Origin of the sequence: Microbacterium canaveralium (assembly GCF_047238045.1) — a bacterium.
Classification (GTDB): Bacteria; Actinomycetota; Actinomycetes; order Actinomycetales; family Microbacteriaceae; genus Microbacterium.
In genome coordinates, this window is record NZ_JBDFMA010000003.1 from 1,497,947 (window position 1) to 1,520,057 (window position 22,111).

A 22,111-nucleotide genomic window follows, 5' to 3' on the forward strand; every position below is an offset into this window, starting at 1 on the left:
GGGGAGCGCTCGGCCCGCGGGGCCCGCTGGATACGATGGAACGATGACTTCCCCCGCCCTCGCCGCCGTCCTGTGGGACATGGACGGCACTCTGGTCGACACCGAGCCGTTCTGGATGGCTGCCGAGACCCCTCTCGTGGAGCGATTCGGCGGCACGTGGTCGCACGCACAGGCGTTGGGCATGGTGGGTCTCGCGCTGGAGGATTCGGCCCGGTTGCTGCAGAACGCGGGCGTCCCGTGGGGCGTAGACGAGATCATCGCCTACCTCACCGACGAGGTCCTGCGCCAGCTCGCCGTGGAGGGCGTACCGTTCCGTCCCGGTGCGCGCGAGCTGCTCGCCGACCTGCGGAGCGCCGGAGTCAAGACGGCGTTGGTGACGATGTCGATGCGTCGAATGGCACTGTCGGTCGTCGATCTGATCGATTTCCCGGCCTTCGACGTCGTCGTCGCCGGCGACGACGTCACCCGACCCAAGCCCCATCCCGACCCGTACCTCCAGGCCGCGGACGCGCTGGGGGTGGCCATCTCCGACACCGTCGCGATCGAGGATTCACCGAACGGGCTGCGCTCGGCGATCGCCAGCGGTGCGGTGACGCTCGGCATCCCGCTGATGGTCTCGCTCGACGAGGTCGGCGCACACGCGTTGTGGCCGACGCTCGAGGGCCGCGGCGCCGCGGACCTCACGGCCCTTCATTCCACTCACGCACCAGCGACCACCCCCCAGGAGACCCGATGAGCGAGACCCCGCACCTGAGCGGACCCTTCCGTGTCGGCGATCGCGTGCAGCTGACCGGTCCCAAGGGACGGATGCACACCATCACCCTGCGGGAGAACGGCGAGCTGCACACCCACAACGGCGTGCTCAAGCACGAACTCCTCGTCGGTCAGCCCGACGGCAGCGTCGTCACGAACAGCTCGGGCCACGACTACCTCGCTCTGCGGCCGCTCCTGCGCGACTTCGTGATGTCGATGCCCCGAGGCGCCGCGATCGTCTACCCCAAGGACGCGGCGCAGATCCTCTCGCAGGCCGACATCTTCCCCGGCGCCACCGTGGTGGAGGCCGGCGTCGGTTCGGGCGCGCTCTCGCTCTGGCTCCTTCGGGCGATCGGACCGAGCGGGCGCCTGGTGTCGTTCGAGCGCCGCGAAGAGTTCGCCGACGTCGCCCGCGCGAACGTCGAGACCTTCCTGGGTGCGACCCCGGCGACGTGGGAGGTCGTCGTGGGCGACCTCGTCGAGAACCTCCCGGATGCCGTCGCCCCGGCATCCGTCGACCGCGTCGTCCTCGACATGCTCGCACCCTGGGAGTGCATCGACGCCGCGGCGGACGCGCTCACTCCCGGCGGAGTCGTGCTCTGCTACGTCGCCACGGCGACGCAGCTGAGCCGGGTCGCGGAGTACATCCGCGCGACGGGGCTCTTCACCGACCCGGATGCCTCCGAGACGATGGTGCGCGGCTGGCACGTGGAGGGTCTGGCCGTGCGCCCTGATCACCGGATGGTGGCGCACACCGGGTTCCTGCTCACCGCACGCCGACTGGCGCCCGGAGCGGTGCCGCCCGAGGTCAAGCGCCGTGCGTCGAAGTCGAGCTACGGCGATGAGGACGTCGAGCTGTGGACCCCCGGTGCCGTCGGCGACCGTGAGATCACCGACAAGAACCTGCGCAAGCGCGTGCGAGAGGCGCAGAAGGCCGCCGACGGTGTGCGCCGACGCGACGGCGAGGCGGACACGGCGACGGAGGCATCCGACGCGAGCGCCTAAACTGATCCGGTGCGCAGACTCCCCGCCCTCGTCGCCGTGACCGCCCTGGCCGGAATCGGCCTCGTCGGATGCTCGGCATCCACCGGCGCCTCCGGCTCCGCTTGCGCGGCGCCCACCTCCGATCCCCGCGCGGCAGACGCCGTCACGGTCTCCGGAGAGGTCGGCACGCAGCCCGATGTCCAGGTGCGGTCGCCGTTCCTGCCCGAGTCCCGCTCGGTCGACACCGTGGTCAGCGGCGACGGTGAGCGCATCACGCAGCCCGATCAGCTCGTGCTGCTCGACCTGACCGTCTACAACGGCGTCACGGGTGAGCGCATCGTGGGATCGCGCTACGACGGCAACCTCACGAACGCGCAGCCGCTGTCGGGATGGGATCAGACCTTCCCCGACTTCTCGTCGGCCATGCTGTGCTCGACCGAGGGGTCGCGCCTCGTCGTGTCGATGCCGTACGACAGCGTGGGGGAGCAGGCCGCGCAAGGCCTCGGCATCCCGCAGGGGGGTTCCGCCGTCGTCGTGGCGGACGTCGAGCGCGTCTACCTGCCCGCCGCCGACGGGGCCGACCAGTTCACCGCCGGGTTCGGCCTCCCGACGGTCGTGCGCGCGCCCAGCGGTCAGCCCGGTGTCACCATCCCCGACGGCGACGCTCCGACCGCGGTCTCTGTCCAGACCCTGAAGAAGGGCGACGGCCCCGAGCTGACGGCGGACGCCACCGCGCGCGTGCACGTGCTCGGCGTCGCCTGGAACGATCGCGAGCAGTTCGCCTCCACGTGGGGGAAGGCGCCCATCGCCGCGGCCCCGTCCAAGATGCCCGCCGAGATCGCCTCGGCGCTCGAGGGGCAGACGGTCGGTTCACAGGTCCTCGTGGTCGTGCCCGCCGATCAGACCGCCGACGACCAGCAGGCGTTCCGCGCGCCCGCCGACACGGCGCTCGTCTACGTCTTCGACATCCTCGGCGTCGACGGCTGAGTCCAGCCCGCGCCTAGGATGGGCGGGTGTCCGCCACCTCGTCCCGACCCGCTCCCGAGGAGCGTCTGGTCAACCTCGTCGTCGCCCTCATGGCGACCGAGCAGGGCCTGACGAAGGACACCATCCTGTCGTCGGTGGCCGGGTATCGCGAGCAGTACGAAGCCGGGGCGTCGAAGGACGCGCTCGAGAAGATGTTCGAGCGCGACAAGGAGAATCTGCGCGGCCTCGGGGTTCCGATCGAGACGATCGGCGACCGCGCCGACCCCGACGATCTCCGCGAGGCGCGGTACCGCGTGCCCACCGCCGAGTACGTCCTGCCCGAAGACATCTCGTTCAGCCCGGCCGAGGTGGCCCTGCTCAACATCGCCGGGAGCGTGTGGGGCACCGAGTCGCTCTCCGCCGACGCGCGCAGCGGACTGCGCAAGATCAGGGCGCTCGGCATTGCCGTCGACGAGCCGATCATCGGGTACTCGCCGCGCATCCGAGCGCGGGACGCCGCTTTCCCGACGTTGCAACGCGCGATCGAGCAGTGCCGCGTCGTGACGTTCAGCTATCTGCGTCCCGGCGACCCGCGCGCTCGGGAACGTCGCATCCGCCCGCTCGCCCTGCTGGAGTACGAGGCGCGGTGGCACGTGTTCGGATTCGACGTGACGATGGATGCCGAGCGCACGTTCCTGCTCTCGCGCATCGTCGGTGACGTCACGGTCACGCGCGAGCGCTTCGACGAGGCGCTGCGCGCGGATGCGGGGGAGCGGGCCCTCGCGGGTCTCGAAGCCGTCGCCCGGCGCCAGCGAGCCCTTCTCGAGGTGCACCCCGGGACCGAGGCCGCGCTCCGTCTGTCGCGGCGGGCCGAGCCTGCACGTCAGGGCATCGTCGTGCCCTACGTCGATCTGCACGTGTTCGCGGACGAGCTCGCCTCGTATGGACCGGAGGTGCGCGTGGTCGCTCCCGACGACCTGCGCGATCAGGTCATCCGACGTCTGAAGGCGACCCTCGACCTGCACGGAGGTGCGGCATGAACGCGGACCGCGCTCTCCCCGCCCTCGACCGCGCTGCCCTCCTCCTCCAGCTCGTGCCGTACATCGTGGGCAAGGGAGAGGTGTCGATCGCGGAGGCCGCCGCCGACTTCGACGTCACGGCCGATCAGATGCGGGCCATGGTCGAGCGTCTCACCGTCATCGGCCTGCCCGGAGAGGGCGGGTACTGGCAGCTGCCGAACGAGCTCTTCGACATCGACTGGGATCTTCTCGACCGCGACGACATCATCTCCATCACGAACACCGTGGGGCTCGAACGCTCGCCGCGTCTCACCGCGCGCGAGGCCGCGGCCCTCCTCGCCGGGCTCCAGCTGACCCGGACGCTTCCCGGCGTCGGCGACAGCGCGCTCGTCTCGGGGCTCCTCGCCAAGCTCGCGGCCGGCGCATCGTCGGCGCCGCCGCCCGTGATCGTCGCCCCGGGGCCGGTCGACGGAGTCCGCGACGTCGTCGACCGGGCCCTGCGTCGCAACGTCGCCGTGTCGTTCACCTACCGCGCCCCTGGGGCCGCCCCCACCGTCCGGACGGTCGACCCGATCAAGGTGCACATCGCGGGCGGACAGTGGTACCTGCAGGGCTGGTGCCACACGCGCAAGGCCGTGCGCACCTTCCACCTCGAACGGGTGAGCGATGCCGAACTGACCGACATCGTCGCGGTCCACCGCGCCGACCCGGTCCCCGATCTGTTCGCCCCGGCCGCCGACGAGGTGGTTGCTCGCTTCCGCTTCCCCCGCGCGGTCGCGCCGCTCCTGTCCGACTACCTCGAGCGGGCGACGATCGATGGAGAGGGAGAGATCGCGGTCGCTTCGTTGCAGCTCGCGGACGAGCAGAGCCTCAAGCGCCTTGCCGCCCGCCGCGGCGGCGAAGTCGAACTCCTCGAGCCGTCGGGCGCGCGGCAGGCGGCGGCGGCGTGGGCCGCGGCGGGATTGGCTCAGTACGGATCAGTCTCGTCGCCCACCGGGTGAACATGGGACCTTCTCCCGCCGTTGCCAGGTCCACAGGGTTACACTGAAGGCCAGTCCGAACGAATCGAGGAGTACTCATGCTCGGCAATCTCAACGGGTGGCACCTGCTGATCCTGCTCGCCGTGATCCTTCTGCTGTTCGGTGCGACGAAGCTTCCCGCGCTGGCGAAGAGCGTGGGTCAGTCCGCCCGAGTCTTCCGCAGCGAGATGAAGGAAATGAAGCGCGACGACGAGGTCGCAGAAGGTCCGGCCAACGCCGCGCGTCCGACCGAGTCCGGCGCCGCCCCCTCTGTTGCGGCAGAGCCTCGCAAGCCCAGCGATACGACCGCGTAACACGTGGTGACGGCAGGACCGCCGCGGCTCGAGGTGCCCGAGGGGCCGCAGCGCGACAAGCGCATGTCCATCGGCGCGCACCTCGTCGAACTGCGCAAGCGCCTGATGATCGCGGCCGCCGCCCTGGTCGTCGGGATGATCGTGGCCTTCGTCATCACCGACCCGGTCATCGACTGGATCACGGGACCGATTCGCGACATCACCGAAAAACGCGGCGACGACTTCGCCGCTCTCAATTTCACCAACGTCACCTCTGCATTTGACCTCCGCATGCGGATCGCCTTCTCGATCGGCATCTTCGTGTCAGCCCCGATCTGGTTGTGGCAGATCTGGGCGTTCGTCATGCCGGGCCTGACGCGAAAAGAGATCCGGTACACGGTGGGCTTCATCGCCACTGCGGTGCCGCTGTTCTTCCTCGGGTGCTGGGTCGGGACGCTCGTCGTCCCGCACGTGATCGAGCTCATGTGGGGCTTCACGCCGGACGGGGCCGTCAACTTCTACAACGCGTCCGAGTATTACGACTTCGTCTTCAAGTTGATGATCGTCATCGGCGTCGCCTTCGTCCTGCCCGTGTTTCTCGTCGCGCTCAACGTCGCGGGGGTCATGTCGGGCAAAGCGATTCTGAAGGGGTGGCGCGTCGCGATCCTCGTCGCCTCCGTGTTCGCCGCGCTGGCCACTCCGGCCGCCGACGTCGTCAGCATGCTGATGTTGGCCGGCATCCTGATCGTTCTGTTCTTCGCCGCCGCCGGCGTATCCATGCTCTTCGATCGCCGCAAGGCCCGTCGCAATGCAACGGCGGGGCTGCCAGGATCGACTGCGTGAGTGGACTGAGCGCAGCCGACCGTTTCGCCCGGGCTTCGGCCCGCGCACAGCACCCGATCACCGCCGATTTCGCCGAGTCGCAGCGGTTCGACCTCGACCCGTTCCAGATCGCGGGATGCCAGGCCCTGGAGGACGGGCGGAGCGTGCTCGTCGCCGCACCCACGGGCGCAGGCAAGACGATCGTGGGGGAGTTCGCCATCCACCTGGCGATGCTCGAACCCGGAGACAAAGCCTTCTACACCACGCCGATCAAGGCGCTGTCGAACCAGAAGTTCCACGAGTTGCAAGAGGTCTACGGCGACGACGAGGTGGGTCTCCTCACCGGCGACACCAACATCAATGCCTCCGCGCGCATCGTCGTGATGACCACCGAAGTGCTGCGCAACATGCTGTACGCGGATTCTCCCGCCCTGCGCGGCCTGCGGTTCGTCGTGATGGACGAGGTGCACTATCTCGCCGACCGCTTCCGCGGGGCGGTGTGGGAGGAGGTCATCATCCACCTTCCGCGCTCCGTGCGGCTCGTCTCCCTCTCGGCGACGGTGTCGAACGCCGAGGAGTTCGGCGACTGGCTCGACACCGTGCGCGGCGACACCGAGGTGATCGTGTCCGAGACGCGCCCGGTGCCCCTCGAGCAGCACGTTCTCGTGCGCGGTGACCTGCTGCCGCTGTTCGACGATCGTGCCGGTGTCGCCACCGCGCAGGTGAATCAGGAGCTCCTGCGCATCCGCGGTGGTCACGCCTCGACGTTCGAGAGCAATCGCCGCGCGCAGGAGTACCGCTCCGGACGACACGCGGGCGGGAAGCGTCAGCCGCGCGGTGGCCAACGCCCCCTACGGGCCGCGCACGCGCCGAGGATCGAACGGATCGACCGGCCGCAGGTCGTGGACCTGCTACGACGCAACCACCTCCTCCCGGCGATCTTCTTCATCTTCAGTCGCGCCGGATGCGACGCTGCGGTGCAACAGCTTCGACGCGCGGACGTGCGCCTCACCTCTCCCGAAGAGCGCGGCGAGATCCGCCGGGTCGTCGACGAGCTGACCTTCACCCTCAAGGACGAGGACCTCGCGGTCCTGCATTACTGGGAGTGGCGGGAGAACCTCGAGCGCGGGATCGCCGCCCACCACGCCGGACTCCTCCCCGCGTTCAAAGAGGTCGTGGAAGAGCTCTTCCGCCGCAAGCTCGTGAAGGTCGTCTTCGCGACCGAGACGCTCGCCCTCGGCATCAACATGCCGGCTCGCACGGTCGTGCTCGAGAAGCTCGAGAAGTTCAACGGTGAGGCGCGCGTCGCGATCACGTCGGGCGAGTACACGCAGCTCACCGGTCGCGCCGGGCGCCGCGGGATCGACGTTGAGGGGCACGCCGTCGTCCAGTGGACCGAGGGGCTCGAACCGCAGTCCGTCGCGGCGCTCGCCTCCCGTCGTACGTATCCGCTGAACTCCAGCTTCCGGCCGACGTACAACATGGCCGTCAACCTCATCGACCGGTTCGGCCGGGCCCGGGCGCGAGAGATCCTCGAGTCCTCGTTCGCGCAGTTCCAGGCCGACCGCTCGGTCGTCGGTCTCGCGCGCCAGGTCAAAGAGGCAGAGGAGTCCCTCGCGGGGTACGAGAAGGCGATGACCTGCGACCGCGGCGACTTCCGCGAGTACTCCACGATCCGCCGTGAACTCTCCGATCTCGAGAAGATCAACCGCCGCGACGCGACCGCACCCCGGCGCCTCCGCGACGAGCGGCAACAGCAGATCCAGTCGCTGCGACGCCGCATGCAGCGGCATCCCTGCAACTCGTGCCCCGATCGTGAGGCGCACGCCCGCTGGGCCGAGCGGTACTGGAAGCTCAAACGCTCCACCGACAAGACGCGGCATCAGATCGATCAGCGCACCGGCACCGTGGCACGCGTGTTCGACCGCGTCGTCGACGTGCTCGCCGCGCTCGAGTACGTCGACATCGAGGACGACGGGACGACGACGCTGACCCCGGCCGGGCGAACGATGCGCCGCATCTACGGCGAGCGCGATCTCCTCGTGGCCGAGTCGCTCCGCCAGGGACTGTGGAACGCGCTCGACGCGCCCTCGCTCGCCGCCCTCGCGTGCTGCCTCGTGTACGAGCCGCGCCGAGACGAGGCGGGGCCGGGGGAGCGAGGACTGCCGCGAGGCCCCTTCCGTGCGGCCCTGGATGCCACGCAGACGCTCTGGCAAGAGCTCGACGACCTCGAACGCGACCACCGGTTGCCGGGCTCCGAGTCGCCCGCCTCCGGGCTCGCTCCGGCGATGCACGGGTGGGCGCGCGGGTTGCCCCTGGACAGTGTGCTGACCCTCGCCGACATGGCGGCGGGCGACTTCGTGCGCTGGGCGAAGCAGACCATCGACCTGCTCGACCAGATCTCGCTGGTGGCCGAGCCGAAGCTCGCGAAGACGGCGCGGACGGCGCTGGATTCGGTTCGTCGCGGCATCGTCGCCTACACCTCGGCATAGTCGGGATCGCCACAGCGCGGGCCGCATAGGCTGGACGGGTGCCTCTCGCCGATCCGCCGCGACCGATCGTCCGTCTGGCGTTCGCCGCTCCACTGTCGACGGCCGCGGGTCTGCTCCTCGTCACGGCCTACCCGGCGCCGGCGTTGTGGCCGATGGCGTTCCCGGCGGTCGTCATGGCGCTCGTCGCCCTCGCGGGTCGGCGGGTCTGGTCGGCGGCGCTCGTCGGATTCCTCTTCGGTGCGGCGTTCTTCTCCGTGAACCTGCTTTTCACCGCGCGCTATCTGGGACCCATCCCCTGGATCGCGCTGTCGGTGCTCGAGGCGCTCCTTACGGCCCTGTTCGCCGTTCCGATCGCTCTGGCGTACCGGTGGTTGCCCCGCATCGCCTCGGGCGCAATGGGGCGGCTGATGCTTCTTCCCGCGCTGGTGGCGGGTCTGTGGACGTTGCGGGAGCAGATCGTGGGCTCATGGCCCTACGGTGGCTTCCCCTGGGGGCGGATCGGCGTCTCGCAGGTCAACGGTCCCTTCGCCGAGGTGGCGTCGTGGGTCGGGATGTCGGGGCTGAGTTTCCTCGTCGTGCTCTTCTGCGCCATGGCGATCGAGTACGTGCGGCGGGCGAGATGGCGTCGACCGCTCGCCGCCGTCCCGGCGATCCTGGTGCTCCTGGCTCTCGTCGCGCTGCCGCAGTTCCCCACCACGGACGCCGGCTCGATGCGTGTCGGCGCGGTCCAGGGGAACGGTCCGGCGGGCTACTTCGATCAGAGGTCGCGCAACGCGGTGTTGAACGCTCAGCTCGCGGCATCCGCCCCGCTCTTCGGGGAGAAGATGGACGTCCTGCTCTGGCCCGAGGGCGGGGTCGACTCCGACCCCACGCGTAACCAGGGAACGGCGGCCGTGCTCGATGAGCTCTCGCGTCGCGTGGACGCGCCGCTGCTCGTCTCAGCGGTGACGGAACGCGGGCCGAACCTGTACAACTCGGCGCTCGTGTGGACCGCGGACGGAGGGCCGTCGCAGATCTACGACAAGAGGCATCCCGTGCCCTTCGGCGAGTACGTGCCCGACCGGGCGTTCTGGGAGCCGTTCGCGCCCGACCTCATCGGGCTCATCGGCCGCGAGTACACCCCCGGGACGGCGAGCCCGGTGGTCGACCTCGACGGCGTGGTGGCGGGGCTGGCGATCTGCTTCGACGTGATCTACGACGACGTGGTGTGGGACGGCGCGGATCAGGGCGCGGAGGTCTACCTGTTCCAGACCAACAACGCCGACTTCCGCGGGACCGACGAGAACCTGCAGCAGCTGGCGTTCGCTCGCATGCGGGCGATCGAGACCGGAAGGTCGGTGGTGAACCTGTCGACCGTGGGTACCAGTCAGGTCATCGCACCCGACGGTGCGACCCTCGATCAGCTCCCGGTCGACGTCGCCGGCCACATGCTCACCGACGTGCCGTTGCGCACGGGTCTCACCCCGGCCGTCGTGATCGGACCCGCCCTGAAGATCGTGCTGGGGTGGGGCAGCCTGGCCGGTCTCGCGGCGGCCGGTGCGGTGCTCGTGTTCCGCGGGCGCACGAACAAGACGCCGGCTCCCGAAGGAACCGGCGTCTGAATCCGTGATCCGCGTCTAGGCGCTGATCTTCTGGTCCCCGCCGCGACGGGCGCGGAGGAACGCGAGGCGCTCCTCGAGGAGCTCCTCGAGCTCGGGGATGGTGCGACGCTCCAGGAGCATGTCCCAGTGCGTGCGCGGTGCCTTGTCGTCGCTGTGGTCGACGGTGGCGGTGCCCTCGCCGATACGGAGCAGCGCCTCAGCGCCGCAGGTGCGGCACTCCCATGCCGGCGGTACCTCGGCGTCGGCGGCGAAGGTCAGCACCGTCTCGCGTCCGCAGGTGTTGCAGACGTAGGTGTGCTGGGCCCGGTCGTGGAACACGACCCCGTCTTCGCTCTGAAGGCTCTGTGCGCCGAGTCGGATGCCTCGAAGACTGCGATCTGCCATTGTGTGGTCCTCTCGTCGGTCCCCATGTATAACGGCCGCACCTGTGCGCTTTATTCGAACGGAGCGCCTCGCGGCGAGATTCACAGACGATGCTCAGGCCACCGGCTGTTCAGCGTCCGTTCACGACGGCGAGAGCCGCATCGGCACGGTCGGTGACGACACCGTCGACACCGAGATCGAGGAGGCGTTCCATGTCGGCCGGCTCGTTGACCGTCCACACGTGGACCTCGACGCCGGCGGCGTGGGCGGCTCGCACTAGGCGAGGGGTGAGCACGCGCACCGGGCCCTGGCGTTCCGGGATCTGCAGTGCATCGACGTCGGCGAGAAGACGGCGCGCGGTCCCGCGAAGGCCCACCGCGAGCGCGGCGACGAGACGCGCAACCGTCGAGGAACCGGGGGACGTGGCCGGGCGGAGGGCCGCACCCGCGGAACGAGCGGCCGCCAGTGCGACTCGGCGCCGATCATCCGAGAAGCTGGTGACGAGAACGCGCTCGGCATGCGGGGCCACGAGCCGTCCGACGGGCTCGGCCGCGGCCTCGGCCTTGACGTCGAGGTTGAACCGGACGTCGGGGAAGGCGCCGAGGGCCTGGGGCAGGGTGACGAGCCCGCCGCGGTCGGCCATGAGCTCCTCGAGCTCCGGAAGCCGCACGTCGGCGATCTTGCGGGGGTCGCCGGTCACCCGAGACAGGTCGTCGTCGTGGAAGAGGATGACGGCGCCGTCGGCGGTGAGGTGGCAGTCGGATTCGACGTAGTCGATCCCCGCGGCGTGGGCGGCGGCCACGGCAGCGAACGAGTTCTCGACGACGCCCTGGGCGGCATCCGCCGGGGTCACCAACCCGCGGTGAGCCAGCACGCGCGGGGGCTCGGGGGAGAGGTAGGGATGCCGGGTCATGAACCGGCGGGGGCGGCGTGGCCGCGCTCGTCGGCGGACGCGGGGTCTCGGCCGTCGGACGACTCTGCCGTGCGAGCCCCGAACGCGCCGGAGATGCCCTTGAGGGCCTCGGTGAACTCGCTCGGGATGATCCACAGCTTGCTAGAGGCGCTGTCGCTGATTTTGGGCAGCATCTGCAGATACTGGTAGGCGAGCAGCTTGTCGTCGGGCCGACCCTCGTGAATCGCCGAGAAGACCTGCTGGATGGCCCGGGCCTCGCCCTCCGCACGCAGGACGGAGGCCTGCTTGTCGCCCTCGGCCTGGAGGATGGAAGCCTGGCGGCGTCCCTCCGCCTCGAGGATCTGGGATTGCTTGGAGCCCTCGGCGGTCAGGATCGCGGCGCGTCGGTCGCGCTCCGCGCGCATCTGCTTCTCCATCGAGTCCTGGATCGAGACCGGCGGATCGATGGCCTTCAGCTCGACGCGCCCCACGCGGATGCCCCACTTGCCCGTCGCCTCGTCGAGCACAACGCGGAGCTGCCCGTTGATGTTGTCGCGACTGGTCAGCGCCTGCTCGAGGTTCAGACCGCCGACCACGTTGCGGAGCGTCGTCGTGGTGAGCTGCTCGACCGCACCGAGATAGTTGGCGATCTCGTACGTCGCGGCGCGGGCATCGGTGACCTGGAAGTACACGACCGTGTCGATCGAGACGACCAGGTTGTCCTCGGTGATGACCGGCTGGGGTGGGAACGACACCACCTGCTCGCGCATGTCGATGAGCGGTCGCACGCGATCGATGAATGGCACGACGATGTTGAGCCCCGGCAGAAGGGTCTTGTGGTACTTCCCGAGCCGCTCCACGACGCCGGCGCGGGCCTGCGGAATGATACGGATGGCACGGAAGATCGCGACGATCACGAAGATCGCGACGGCGACCGCCAGCACCCACCCGATGGTGAGGGGGATCAGATTCTCAGCGCTCATCGTGCGGCCTCCTGCTTTCGAGCGCGGACGACGGCGGTGGCGCCGTCGATGCGGGCGACCTCGACGCGCGTGCCGGGATCGAGACGGATGTCATCGCTGTCGGTGCGTGCCGTCCACACGTCCCCGTTGGAGAGTTTGACCTGGCCCGAGACTCGCGAGACGGTCGCGAGGACGAACCCCTCGAGGCCGAGCAACGCTTCGACGTTGGACGGACGGGCGTCCGCGCTCCGCTGCAGCCGTCGGAGCAGCCGTGGGCGCAGGAAAACCACCAACGCGATCGCGGCCACGGCCGCGACGATGACCTGCGCCCAGGGTGGGGCGCCGCCGAGATCGGTGACGAGGCCGACAATGCCGCCGATGGCCAGCATCAGGAATGTCAGCTCGACCGTGAGCATCTCGATGACGAGGAAGAGCAGAATCACCACGAGCCAGATGATCCACGCCCACGTGTCGATGGTGGAGAGAACGTCCATGTCGCACCTCCTTTTCCTGAACGTAGCACGCGGCTGACGGCGGAGGGTCGGATCTCCCGCGGCGCTCAGATCAGCCCGAACGCGGGCCGCGGCATCCCGGTCGGTAGGCTGGTGCATTGTCGTCCGCGCCGCCGTCGGTGGGCGGCACCCGATCTCGACTTGTCAGGAGTTCCCGTGTCCCAGACCCTCCCGTCCGGCTCTTTGAGCGGCAAGACCGCCCTCGTCACCGGCTCGTCGCGCGGCATCGGCGCCGACACGGTCCGCTACTTCGCCGAGGCCGGCGCGAACGTCGTGATCAACTTCCGCAACAAGGCGCCGCGGGCCGAGAAGCTCGCCGCGCAGCTGCGCGAGCTGGGCATCGAGGCGCTCGTCGTGGGCGCCGACCTCACCGATCCGGCGTCGGTGCAGGCGATGTTCGACGAGGTGGAGCGGACGTTCGGTGGGCTCGACGTTCTCGTCCTCAACGCCTCGGGCGGCATGGAGTCGGGGATGGCCGAGGACTACGCGCTGAAGCTCAACCGCGATGCGCAGGTGAACGTCCTCGAGACCGCGTTGCCCCTGCTCCGCGAGGGCGCGCGGGTCGTGTTCGTCACGAGCCACCAGGCGCACTTCATCCGCACGACCCCGACGATGCCGGAGTACGAGCCCGTCGCTCTCTCCAAGCGCGCCGGTGAGGACGCCCTGCGCGAGCACATCCCTGCTCTCGAGGAGCGCGGTATCGGCTTCACGGTCGTCTCGGGCGACATGATCGAGGGCACCATCACGGCGACGCTGCTCGAACGTGCGAACCCGGGCGCGATCGCGGCCCGTCGCGAGGATGCCGGCAAGCTCTACAACGTCGCGGAGTTCGCGGCCGAGGTCGCCCGCGCAGCCCTCGACCCGGTGCCCGCCGACAACACCCGCCTGGTCGGAGACACGGACTCCTTCGGCGACGAGTGAGCGAAGCTCTCGCCCTGTGAAGGGAAAAGGGGCCCGGATGCCATGGCATCCGGGCCCCTTCTCGTTGTTCGGTGTCTCAGGCGGTCTTGCCGAACTGGATCGCGCGCACGATCTGGAACACTCCGAGGACGAGGAGCGAGGCGCCGAGCAGAATGAAGAGCGTGACCGCGCCCAGCAGCGGCGAGAACAGCAGGACGACGCCGGCGAGGATGCTGATGATCGCGAAGAAGATCGTCCAGCCGCGTCCCGATCCGTGGCTCAACGTCGTGAGCGAGACCACGCCCTCGATGATCCACAGGATGCCGACGAGGGTACCGACGAAGACGCCGAACCACGCCGTGGTGGCCGGGAGGTTCGCGAACGAGAAGATCCCCGCGAGGATGAACAGGACGCCGAGGACGATATAGCCGATCCGCGCCCAGCCGGAGCGGAAGAAGATGCCGATACCGATGTTCACCAGGCCGGCCACGATGACGTAGACGGCAATGATCCCCACGGCGACCTGGGCGGTGCGCCCGGGCCACAGGAGGATGAGCAGACCGACGATGAGCGAGACCGCACCGCTGACGGCCAGGGCCGTGCGCACGGCCCGCACGGCGGGCGTACTGGACGAAGTAGTGGTGGTCATGGCGAGCCTTTCCTGAGTGAATGCTGAACGCTTCGACCCTCACGATAGACCCTGCCGGAATCGGTGTGGGGGAGCGGCTTTACCCCAGTAACAGAGCGACTCCGAAGAGCACCGGAAGACACCCGATGGTCGAGATGAACACCACGTCGCGAGAGAGGATCTCGCCGACGCCGTAGCGCTGCGCGAAGTTGAAAACGTTCTGCGCCGTCGGCAGCGCGGCGAGCGTCACGACGATGAAGACCTGCTCGGCGGGCAGGCGGAAGGCGATCGCCACACCCCAGGCGATGGCCGGCATGATGACGAGCTTCAGCGCGGATGCGATGACGACATCGATGCGGCGTCCGGGCTCGGTGAGCACGCGCTGACCGTACAAGGACATGCCGTACGACATGAGCAGGATGGGAACGCACGCCGCGGCGAAGAACGCCAGGGGATCCATCACGATCGGCGGCAGATGGATGCCGAGGACGGCGACGAGCACGCCCAGCGCCGATCCGGTGAGCATGGGGTTCTTGGCCGTCTGGGTGAGGATACGGCGGGGGGAGCGGGAGCCCGAGGTCGCGGCATCCAGAATCGCGAGCGCGATCGGCATGAGCACGAGGAGCTGGAAAAGGATCACGGGAGCCGAATACGCCGCGTCGCCCAGCATGTAGAGCGAAATCGGGATGCCGATGTTGTTGCTGTTCACCTGACCGGCCGACAGGGAGCCGATGACCGTCTCGGCGGTCGGGCGGCGCAGCAGGAACCGGGAGATCAGGGCGTAGCCGGCGATGATGATGGCGGCCGTGATCATCGATACCGGCAGCAGCGCGGAGAACAACGTCTTCACATCCGCGCGGGCCAGGACGACGAACAGCAGGAACGGCGAAAGGACGAAGTACGTCAGGCGGCTCAGCACCGGTCGGGCGTGCTCGCCGAGGAGATCGATGCGGGCGATGACGTATCCGACGATCACGGCCAGTCCAATGACGGCGAAGCCCGTGAGGATGCCGCTCACGCCGGTGCACCCGGCGGGCAGGCCCACGCGCCGCGCGGGCGACGTCGCGATTCCATCAATGTGAGCCTAGCCGTGCGACGGGAGGCGACGAACGACGTGGCGGGCGACAGCGCAGCTACGCGGAACAGATATAGCCGATAATGCACATTATGTCAGTTTGAATGAGAGCACCCTCTCCCCGGATGGCCAGCGGTCAGACGTCGGCGGTCCGCAGGATGCGATCCACCAGGGCGGCGACGGCCTCCTCCGTGGAGACGCCGGTGTCGAGCGGGATCGTCAGGCGGTCGAGCATGAGGCCGTCGATCGCGTGATGCAGCAAGGCGATCTCGGTGCGTCCACCAGGCAGGCCCTGCGCGGCGTGGAACCTCACGTCCGCTTCGAACGCGCGCTGCCGCCACTCACTCAGTGTTGCGGCTACCGTCGGTCGTCGAGTCGCTTCGAGCCGCAATTCGAACAGTGCGAGCGCTACGTGCGGCTCCCCCGTCAGTCGTCGCGCCACATCGCGCACGAACTCCTCCACGAGGTGTCGATCCCGTGGGCGCTCCGGCGGAGAATCGACGGCATCCGAGTCGGGCGTCAATCGCTCCTCGATGCGTTCCACGAGTGCGGCGATCAGATCGTCGCGGCCGGCGAAATAGTTCGACGTCGTGCCCGTCGGCACGCCCGCCGCGACATCGACGGCTCGGTGCGTCAGGCCGCGCGCTCCGGCCTCGGCGAGCACCCGGATGCCGGCATCCATCAGCGAGTTCCGCCGGTCTGCATTACGAGCCATGAGGAAATGATAGGGCAAACCACGACAGATGTTGTACTTTGATCACGACAGATGTCGTGAAAGAGGGAGATCATGCGCGAACTCGTGTACTACGTCGCCGCCAGCATCGACGGTTTCATCGCCGACGCCCGAGGGAGGTTCGACGCCTTCCTCGTCGAGGGGGACCACTCCTCCGTCCTGTTCGACGAATATGCGGATGCTCTCCCCGTCCACGCGCGCGATGCCCTCGGCATCCGTCGACCGCTCACGAAATTCGACACCGTCATCATGGGGTGGAACACCCTGCGACCGGCCCTGGATGCCGGCATCCCGAGTCCGTACCCGCATCTCCGGCAGATCGTCGCGAGCCGTCAGAATCGTTCGCACGACCCGCGGATCACCCTCACGAGCGATCCGGGCGGCGAGGTCGAGCGCCTCAAGCGCGAGCCGGGTCTCGACATCTGGCTGTGCGGCGGAGGAGAGCTCGCCGGGACGCTTCTCCCCCGGATCGACCGGCTCGTCATCAAGCGCAACCCGATCGTGGTCGGCGTCGGAATACCCCTCTTCTCCGGACGCGGCGACGGGATTCGTGCGTTCGAACGGGTGTCATTGCGACCGTTCGATTCGGGCGTGGTCGTCGAGGAATGGGTGGCCGCTGCGGCGCCCTGAAGTGCGCCGTGCGGAGACCGCGGGTCCGCGGATCACGTCAGGGACACGACGATCTTCCCGCTCCCGCTCTCGGCCAGGGCATGCGCCTCCTGGATGGAGGCGAGCGGCACGACGCGGTCGACGCGGGGAAGGTAAAGGCCCCGGCGGCCCAGGTCCGCGGCGTACTCGAGAAGTGCCGATTCGTTCGCCGCGTTCACGTGTCGAACGCCCAGGCGCGCTGCGCCCTGCGCGTCGACGACCGTGACCACGCGCGTCGTGTCGCCCACGATCTCGAGCAGATCGGCAAGCGACGGAGACGGCGCGGCATGGATCGCGGCGTCCACGCCCTGCGGTGCGAGGGCTCGCACACGGTCTGCCAGGCCGGGGCCGTATGACGTCGGTTCCACTCCCGCCGCCGCCAACTGATCGTGCTTCGCCGGCCGTGCGGTGCCGACCACCCGCGCTCCCGCCGCGCGGGCGAACGCCGCGGCCGCGCTCCCGACCGCTCCCCCGGCGCCCTCCACGAGCAGCGTGCGTCCGTCGAGGTCGCCGAGCGCGAATACCGCACGCGCCGCTGTGGCCGACGCGAGACCCGCCGCGGCCGACTGCTCCACGGTCCAGTTCTCAGGGACGTCGCTCCATGCGGTCAGCACGGCGAACTCCGCGGTCGTGTCGCTCACGCCACCGAGGCCGAAGACGACGTCGCCGACGTTCGTGCCGGTGGCGCCGGGCCCCACCTCGTCGACGACTCCGACGGCATCCCGGCCGGGAATCGCGGGGAGGGCCAGGGGCAATGCGGCCCGGAGGACACCGCCGCGCAGCAGGACGTCGATCGGGTTCACACTGGCGGCGAGGACTCGGATCCGCACCGCACCGGGGCCGGCGTGCGGCTCGGCCGCGTCTTCGATGGAGAGCACCTCGGGGGTGCCGTATTCGTGGAAGCGTGCTGCGCGCATGAGGTCTCCGAGACGTCGGTGGGTGTCGAGGGGATCGGACCCCGTGGGTCCGCGTTCGAGGCCTACGCTATGACCTGACGTCAGCGTCAGGTTCAAATCGAAGGAGGACAAGGTGAAGATCGGTGAAGTCGCCGCGTCCGCCGGTGTCAGCGTCCGGGCGCTCCGCTACTACGAGGAACAGGGGCTCCTGCACTCCGAACGCACTCGCGGCGGCCAACGTGTCTATGAGGCCGGCGCCGTCGGCAGGGTGCGGTTGCTCCAGCAGCTCTATTCGGCGGGCCTGACGAGTTCGAAGATCACGGAGCTGCTGCCGTGCGTCGACGCACCGTCCGAGCACACGACGGCGGCTTCCGTCGCCGTCATGCGCGAGGAGTACGCACGACTCTCCGCGCAGATCGACGAGCTCATCGCGGTCCGGGCCCAGCTCGGCCACATCCTCGAGGCGGCCAGTGCCTATCTCGATCAAGACAAGAGGTGACGGGTGCCTCCCCCGCCGACGTGGTGGGCTGCTCCTCGCGGCGAGAGGGCCGTGATCGATCGAACGCCTCTCCCCCGTCACCGGTACGCTGACGCGATGAGTTCCCCCCGACTCCCCCGCGACCGTCGCCGTACGACATCGATCGTGCTGTCGACCATTTCGCTGACAGCCCTGACACTCGTGCTGCTGTGGACCTTCGGTCTCAACGCGACGGTGTCGGGCGCGTCGAGCATGGCGGTCCTCCTGCCGATCGCGGTCTTCTGGTTTTCCTCGGTGATCTGGGGAATCACGGGCTTCATCGCGCTCGGACTCGGCGCGACGACGTCGCGCCCCGCACTCCCCTGCCTTTTGGCCGTCGGGGTGCTGCTCGAAATCGTCGTGGGACTCCTGCTGATCGCGCAGCTCTAGCGGATCCACTCCGACGTCACGCCGATGACCCGTGACCCGTCGAGGTCGCCGAGCGAGAGTCCGGCGAACCGGACGGCGGCCTCCGAAGTCTGCCACCGGAACTTCGGCGACTCGGTGGTGGCCGCCTCGATCACCGTTCTCGCGGCATCCTCCGCGGACTGTGCCTGAGCGAACGACGCGGTCGTGCGCTGGATGTAAGCGTCGAGCTGCGCCTGGTACGGGCCGCCCTCGTAGCGATCCACGGATGCCGTGAACGACGACGCGACCGCGGCCGGCTCGACGATCGCGACATCGATGCCGAAGGGCGCGACGACCGGCGCGAGCGACTGCATCATGCCCTCCACCGCGAACTTCGCGCCGCAGTACGCGTCGGCGAACGGCTGCCCCACCGCTCCCCCGACGCTCGTCACCGTCACGATGCGACCGTGACCGCGCTCGCGCATGCCGGGAAGTACCAGGCGCGTGAGGCGGGCGACCGAGAGGTAGTTCGTGTCGAGCTGCGCCTGGAGGTCGGCATCCGAGAGCTGTTCGAGGGTTCCAACGGCTCCGCGGCCGGCATTGTTGACCAGAACGTCGACGACGCCCAGGTCGGCGATGAGCGCCGCGGCGGCATCGGCGTCGGTGACGTCGAGCGCGCGGATGTCGAGGGTGACGCCCGCGGTGTCGGCTGCCTCGCGGAGCGCATCGGCGCGGGAGGTGTCGCGGACGGTCGCGACGACGGAGAGGCCGGCCCGCGCGAGGCCGATGGCCGTGTGCAGACCGATGCCGCTGGAGGTACCGGTGACGAGTGCGATGCGGGTCATGGCACGAACATACGCCCGTCCCGGTTCTGTCGCGTCAGGCGGCGTGCCCGGTGATTAGGCTGACGAAGAGCCCGAGCCAGACGAGGAAGAAAACCAGCGTCGCGGCCGATCCCAGGGCACCGAGAATCATGGCCCACCGCGCGAGCCCCGTGCCGGTCTCGACGTTGCCCGGGCGCTTCAGCTGGTTCCGGGCGATGATGCCGAGCACGAGGCCCGCGATCGGGACGATGAAGGCGGCGATGAAGCCAACGAGGGCCAGCGTATTGGTGCGCGGCGGCGCGGGCGCGGTCATGACGGGAGCGTAGCGCCCTGCCGTTTCGCGCGCATCACGCGGTCGCGAGTTCTCCGATCAAGGCCTCGACCCGGCCCCGGATGTCGTCTCGGATCCGGCGGACCGCGTCGGCATCCTGTCCCGCCGGGTCATCGAGCTGCCAGTCCTCGTATCGCTTGCCGGGGAAGATCGGGCACGCGTCGCCGCACCCCATCGTGATGACGACGTCGGACTCGCGGACGGCATCCACCGTGAGGATCTTCGGGGTGTTCCCCGCGATGTCGATGCCCTCCTCCGCCATGACGTCGATCGCGACGGGGTTGATCTGATCCTTGGGCTCGGAGCCGGCCGAAAGAACGTCGATGCGGTCGCCCGCGAGGTGCTGCAGGTAGCCGGCGGCCATCTGTGATCGACCGGCGTTGTGGACGCAGACGAACAGGACGGTGGGACGGGACATGGGATTCTCTCTCGGGATCAGGCGGCGCGCACGTGCGGCAGCAGGGCGTCGATGCGGTGGGAGATCTCGTCGAAGGCGGCCTCGAACGCGTCGGGCGTGCCGACGCGGACGGGGTCGGGGATCGACCAGTGCAGATCGGCGGATGCCAGCGTCTCTCGCGCGCGATCACATACCGTGATGCGCAGGTCGTCGGGTCGTTCGACCTGATCCAGAGTCTTCGGGGTGGCCCCGGACAGGTCGAGTCCGTGCACGGCGGCGACGGCGACCGCGCCCGCGGCGACGCCGTCTGCGGGCATGGTCCCGGCAGAGGCGGTCTCCATCGACGTGCGCGCTCGCCAGAGGTGCTCGGCGAGTTGCGAGCGCGCGGAGTTCGCGGTGCACACGAACACGACCCGCGGAGCGCGGAGGGCCACGTCGCGCCCCTCCGCGGGCAGGGCGTCCGCGACGAGACGCACGTAGCTGCGGCGGCCGTCGCCCTCCGACCGCCGGCGCTCGATCAGTCCCGCCGCGTCGAGGGCCTTGAGGTGGTGCGCGAGGAGATTGGATGCCATCCCGAGCCGCTCCCCCAGCTCGTGCGGCGACAGGTCGCCGAGCGCGAGCAGGTCGACGACGCGCAGCCGTGCGGGTTCCGCCAGCGCGGCATGCCGCGCGGCGCGGAGTTCGAGAGGGGCGGAGGACATCGCCTCAATAGTGGTTGAGTTAGATGCGATTCGCAACTCCCGGAGTCCTGCGGTGTCGGACGTCACCGGTACCGTGCGGGGCATGACGCGCACGATCTTCCATACCGCTACGACCCTCGACGGATATCTCGCGACCACCGACGACGCGCTCGACTGGCTCTTCGCCGTTCCCGGCAGCGACGAGGCGGAGGCGGCGTTCGGCGGTTTCCTCTCCGGGGTCGGCGCGCTCGTGATGGGTTCGGCGACATACGAATGGCTTCTCCGCCACGAGCGGCTCCTCGACGAGCCGGAGAAGTGGGCGGGGTTCTACGGCACGCGGCCGACCTTCGTCTTCTCATCGCGCTCGCTGCCGCCCGTGCCGGGGGCCGACATCCGTCTGGTGTCCGGCGGTGTCCAGGCGCAGTGGGAGTCGATCCGGGATGCCGCTGCCGGCGGCGACGTGTGGATCGTCGGCGGCGGCGACCTCGCCGGACAGTTCATCGACGCGGGGGTGCTCGACGAGATCCGTCTCTCCGTCGCGCCGGTGACCCTCGGCTCGGGGAAGCCGCTCCTCCCCCGAGTGCTCGGTGCCGACCGGCTGACGCTGGTGGACGCGAAGCGCGCGGGCCAGTTCGTAGAGCTCGTCTACGCGGTGGGCGGGACGTCCGAGGCCTGATCCCGTTCCGGCAGCGGAGTCAATTTCGTCCAGCCGCCTTCGAATTTCGCTGCGCGTCCGTCGCCCGACGAGGTCCCCGTCAGGCGTCGGCGCACCCACGGTGCGACGTGCTCGCGGTAGTACGCCGTGCCCTTCAGTCGCTGGATCTCAGGGATCTCCGGAAGGTGCCACCACTCGGCCGGCGCCGTAGCGCCCACCGATTCCAGCACGCGGGCGGCGACACGGTGATGACCGCGGGCGTTCATGTGCAGACGGTCGACGGACCAGAAGTCCCCACCGGCGAGCTCGCGGTCGAACCAGTTGTATGCCGTGGTGACGTCGGGGCGGCTCCGCAGCCGCGCTTCGACCGCATGGGACAGACGATCGCCCCGCGTCTGGACGACCCGGCCGAGCGGCAGCCCCGCGGACGGGTTCGCGCCGGACAGCACGATCAGCTGCACACCCTCCTCATCACAGCGGCGCAGCACGTGATCGAAGACGTCGACGATCCGCTCGATGCCGGTGCGGGGTCGCAGCATGTCGTTGCCGCCGCCGTTGAATGAGAGGTGGGTCGGCTTGAGGGCCAGCGCCGGCTCCAGCTGCTCATCGACGATGGGCTGCACGAGCTTCCCGCGGATCGCGAGGTTCGCGTACTGGATCGGTTCGCCGATGGCATCCGCCCACCCCTGCGCCGCGAGATCGGCCCACCCCCGGACGGTGCCGTCGGGCAGCTCGTCGCCGACGCCTTCGGTGAACGAATCGCCGATGGCGACGAAGCGCACGGATGCCATCCGCTCAGCC

General features: G+C 69.3%; 27 protein-coding genes. 14 read left to right on the plus strand and 13 right to left on the minus strand.

The genetic code is table 11. The features are described 5' to 3' along the window. Positions 1 to 43: 43 nt before the first annotated feature. The 9 genes from ABC271_RS08110 (at position 44) to lnt (ending at position 9,949) form a co-directional block, all read left to right on the plus strand. Positions 44 to 736 (plus strand): HAD family hydrolase, encoded by a 693-nt coding sequence (locus ABC271_RS08110; protein ID WP_412924384.1) that lies wholly within the window; start codon positions 44 to 46, stop codon positions 734 to 736. Beyond that, complete coding sequence (locus tag ABC271_RS08115) at positions 733 to 1,758, plus strand: tRNA (adenine-N1)-methyltransferase (protein WP_412924385.1); 1,026 nt, start codon at positions 733 to 735, stop codon at positions 1,756 to 1,758. Before ABC271_RS08110 ends, ABC271_RS08115 begins: the two co-directional genes overlap by 4 nt. A 9-nt stretch (positions 1,759 to 1,767) precedes the next feature. Continuing rightward, entirely contained in the window at positions 1,768 to 2,724 is a 957-nt protein-coding gene (locus ABC271_RS08120; protein WP_412924386.1) for an FKBP-type peptidyl-prolyl cis-trans isomerase, read from the plus strand. 26 nt (positions 2,725 to 2,750) lie between these two features. Then, positions 2,751 to 3,743, plus strand: coding sequence for a helix-turn-helix transcriptional regulator (locus tag ABC271_RS08125; RefSeq protein WP_412924387.1), 993 nt, complete (start codon positions 2,751 to 2,753; stop codon positions 3,741 to 3,743). Continuing rightward, positions 3,740 to 4,723 carry a helix-turn-helix transcriptional regulator gene (locus ABC271_RS08130; RefSeq protein WP_412924388.1) on the plus strand — a complete coding sequence of 328 codons (984 nt, stop codon included), beginning with the start codon at positions 3,740 to 3,742 and terminating at the stop codon, positions 4,721 to 4,723. Before ABC271_RS08125 ends, ABC271_RS08130 begins: the two co-directional genes overlap by 4 nt. Before the next feature lie 77 nt (positions 4,724 to 4,800). After that, on the plus strand, positions 4,801 to 5,055 hold the full coding sequence (tatA, locus tag ABC271_RS08135; RefSeq protein ID WP_412924389.1) for a Sec-independent protein translocase subunit TatA: 255 nt from the start codon (positions 4,801 to 4,803) through the stop codon (positions 5,053 to 5,055). A gap of 63 nt (positions 5,056 to 5,118) precedes the next feature. Then, entirely contained in the window at positions 5,119 to 5,877 is a 759-nt protein-coding gene (gene tatC / locus ABC271_RS08140) for a twin-arginine translocase subunit TatC (RefSeq protein ID WP_412926121.1), read from the plus strand. Beyond that, positions 5,874 to 8,348 (plus strand): DEAD/DEAH box helicase, encoded by a 2,475-nt coding sequence (locus ABC271_RS08145; RefSeq protein WP_412924390.1) that lies wholly within the window; start codon positions 5,874 to 5,876, stop codon positions 8,346 to 8,348. Before tatC ends, ABC271_RS08145 begins: the two co-directional genes overlap by 4 nt. Positions 8,349 to 8,386: 38 nt before the next feature. Beyond that, positions 8,387 to 9,949 carry an apolipoprotein N-acyltransferase gene (lnt, locus tag ABC271_RS08150; protein WP_412924391.1) on the plus strand — a complete coding sequence of 521 codons (1,563 nt, stop codon included), beginning with the start codon at positions 8,387 to 8,389 and terminating at the stop codon, positions 9,947 to 9,949. A gap of 15 nt (positions 9,950 to 9,964) precedes the next feature. On the opposite strand, the gene ABC271_RS08155 is transcribed toward lnt, so the two are convergent. The 4 genes from ABC271_RS08155 to ABC271_RS08170 all read right to left on the minus strand — a co-directional run bounded on the left by ABC271_RS08155 (position 9,965) and on the right by ABC271_RS08170 (position 12,660). Further along, positions 9,965 to 10,333, minus strand: coding sequence for an RNA polymerase-binding protein RbpA (locus ABC271_RS08155; protein WP_412924392.1), 369 nt, complete (start codon positions 10,331 to 10,333; stop codon positions 9,965 to 9,967). Positions 10,334 to 10,442: 109 nt separating this feature from the next. Continuing rightward, the gene (locus tag ABC271_RS08160; RefSeq protein ID WP_412924393.1) at positions 10,443 to 11,225 is read right to left on the minus strand and encodes a glycerophosphodiester phosphodiesterase family protein; all 783 of its coding nucleotides are present in this window, start codon (positions 11,223 to 11,225) and stop codon (positions 10,443 to 10,445) included. Continuing rightward, positions 11,222 to 12,187 (minus strand): SPFH domain-containing protein, encoded by a 966-nt coding sequence (locus tag ABC271_RS08165; RefSeq protein WP_412924394.1) that lies wholly within the window; start codon positions 12,185 to 12,187, stop codon positions 11,222 to 11,224. The genes ABC271_RS08160 and ABC271_RS08165 overlap by 4 nt, the downstream gene beginning before the upstream one ends. Next, positions 12,184 to 12,660 carry an NfeD family protein gene (locus ABC271_RS08170; protein WP_412924395.1) on the minus strand — a complete coding sequence of 159 codons (477 nt, stop codon included), beginning with the start codon at positions 12,658 to 12,660 and terminating at the stop codon, positions 12,184 to 12,186. The genes ABC271_RS08165 and ABC271_RS08170 overlap by 4 nt, the downstream gene beginning before the upstream one ends. 174 nt (positions 12,661 to 12,834) lie before the next feature. Between ABC271_RS08170 and ABC271_RS08175 the strand changes: the two genes are divergently transcribed. Next, entirely contained in the window at positions 12,835 to 13,599 is a 765-nt protein-coding gene (locus tag ABC271_RS08175) for an SDR family oxidoreductase (RefSeq protein ID WP_412924396.1), read from the plus strand. 76 nt (positions 13,600 to 13,675) lie between these two features. On the opposite strand, the gene ABC271_RS08180 is transcribed toward ABC271_RS08175, so the two are convergent. The 3 genes from ABC271_RS08180 to ABC271_RS08190 form a co-directional block, all read right to left on the minus strand. Beyond that, a complete protein-coding gene (locus tag ABC271_RS08180; protein WP_412924397.1) occupies positions 13,676 to 14,227 on the minus strand; it encodes an HdeD family acid-resistance protein in 552 nt (183 codons plus the stop codon). Between the two features lie 79 nt (positions 14,228 to 14,306). Further along, positions 14,307 to 15,224, minus strand: coding sequence for an AEC family transporter (locus ABC271_RS08185; protein ID WP_412924398.1), 918 nt, complete (start codon positions 15,222 to 15,224; stop codon positions 14,307 to 14,309). A gap of 193 nt (positions 15,225 to 15,417) precedes the next feature. After that, positions 15,418 to 15,996 (minus strand): TetR/AcrR family transcriptional regulator, encoded by a 579-nt coding sequence (locus tag ABC271_RS08190; RefSeq protein ID WP_412924399.1) that lies wholly within the window; start codon positions 15,994 to 15,996, stop codon positions 15,418 to 15,420. A gap of 72 nt (positions 15,997 to 16,068) precedes the next feature. Here ABC271_RS08190 and ABC271_RS08195 point away from each other — a divergent pair, with 72 nt between their 5' ends. Beyond that, positions 16,069 to 16,644 carry a dihydrofolate reductase family protein gene (locus ABC271_RS08195; protein WP_412924400.1) on the plus strand — a complete coding sequence of 192 codons (576 nt, stop codon included), beginning with the start codon at positions 16,069 to 16,071 and terminating at the stop codon, positions 16,642 to 16,644. 32 nt (positions 16,645 to 16,676) lie between these two features. Here the strand turns inward: ABC271_RS08195 and ABC271_RS08200 are convergent, their stop codons facing one another. After that, positions 16,677 to 17,579, minus strand: coding sequence for an alcohol dehydrogenase catalytic domain-containing protein (locus ABC271_RS08200; protein WP_412924401.1), 903 nt, complete (start codon positions 17,577 to 17,579; stop codon positions 16,677 to 16,679). A gap of 112 nt (positions 17,580 to 17,691) precedes the next feature. Between ABC271_RS08200 and ABC271_RS08205 the strand changes: the two genes are divergently transcribed. Together ABC271_RS08205 and ABC271_RS08210 are read left to right on the plus strand one after the other, a co-directional pair. Next, complete coding sequence (locus ABC271_RS08205; protein ID WP_412924402.1) at positions 17,692 to 18,057, plus strand: MerR family transcriptional regulator; 366 nt, start codon at positions 17,692 to 17,694, stop codon at positions 18,055 to 18,057. Positions 18,058 to 18,153: 96 nt separating this feature from the next. Next, positions 18,154 to 18,465: a hypothetical protein gene (locus ABC271_RS08210; RefSeq protein ID WP_412924403.1), complete on the plus strand. Its 312-nt coding sequence runs from the start codon at positions 18,154 to 18,156 to the stop codon at positions 18,463 to 18,465. On the opposite strand, the gene ABC271_RS08215 is transcribed toward ABC271_RS08210, so the two are convergent. The 4 genes from ABC271_RS08215 to ABC271_RS08230 are packed head-to-tail and all read right to left on the minus strand — an operon-like array spanning position 18,462 to position 20,676. Beyond that, positions 18,462 to 19,268, minus strand: a complete 807-nt coding sequence (locus ABC271_RS08215) for an SDR family NAD(P)-dependent oxidoreductase (protein ID WP_412924404.1) — start codon at positions 19,266 to 19,268, stop codon at positions 18,462 to 18,464. The two genes, ABC271_RS08210 and ABC271_RS08215, sit on opposite strands and share 4 nt — an antisense overlap. A 34-nt stretch (positions 19,269 to 19,302) precedes the next feature. Continuing rightward, a complete protein-coding gene (locus tag ABC271_RS08220) occupies positions 19,303 to 19,560 on the minus strand; it encodes a DUF4190 domain-containing protein (protein ID WP_412924405.1) in 258 nt (85 codons plus the stop codon). A gap of 34 nt (positions 19,561 to 19,594) precedes the next feature. Then, positions 19,595 to 19,996 carry an arsenate reductase ArsC gene (locus tag ABC271_RS08225; RefSeq protein ID WP_412924406.1) on the minus strand — a complete coding sequence of 134 codons (402 nt, stop codon included), beginning with the start codon at positions 19,994 to 19,996 and terminating at the stop codon, positions 19,595 to 19,597. A 17-nt stretch (positions 19,997 to 20,013) separates the two neighbouring features. Continuing rightward, positions 20,014 to 20,676 (minus strand): arsenate reductase/protein-tyrosine-phosphatase family protein, encoded by a 663-nt coding sequence (locus tag ABC271_RS08230; protein WP_412924407.1) that lies wholly within the window; start codon positions 20,674 to 20,676, stop codon positions 20,014 to 20,016. Positions 20,677 to 20,758: 82 nt separating this feature from the next. On the opposite strand from ABC271_RS08230, the gene ABC271_RS08235 reads away from it, so the two are divergent. Then, positions 20,759 to 21,331, plus strand: coding sequence for a dihydrofolate reductase family protein (locus tag ABC271_RS08235; protein WP_412924408.1), 573 nt, complete (start codon positions 20,759 to 20,761; stop codon positions 21,329 to 21,331). On the opposite strand, the gene ABC271_RS08240 is transcribed toward ABC271_RS08235, so the two are convergent. Then, positions 21,301 to 22,101 (minus strand): SGNH/GDSL hydrolase family protein, encoded by an 801-nt coding sequence (locus ABC271_RS08240; RefSeq protein WP_412924409.1) that lies wholly within the window; start codon positions 22,099 to 22,101, stop codon positions 21,301 to 21,303. The genes ABC271_RS08235 and ABC271_RS08240 overlap by 31 nt on opposite strands. Positions 22,102 to 22,111 lie beyond the last annotated feature (10 nt).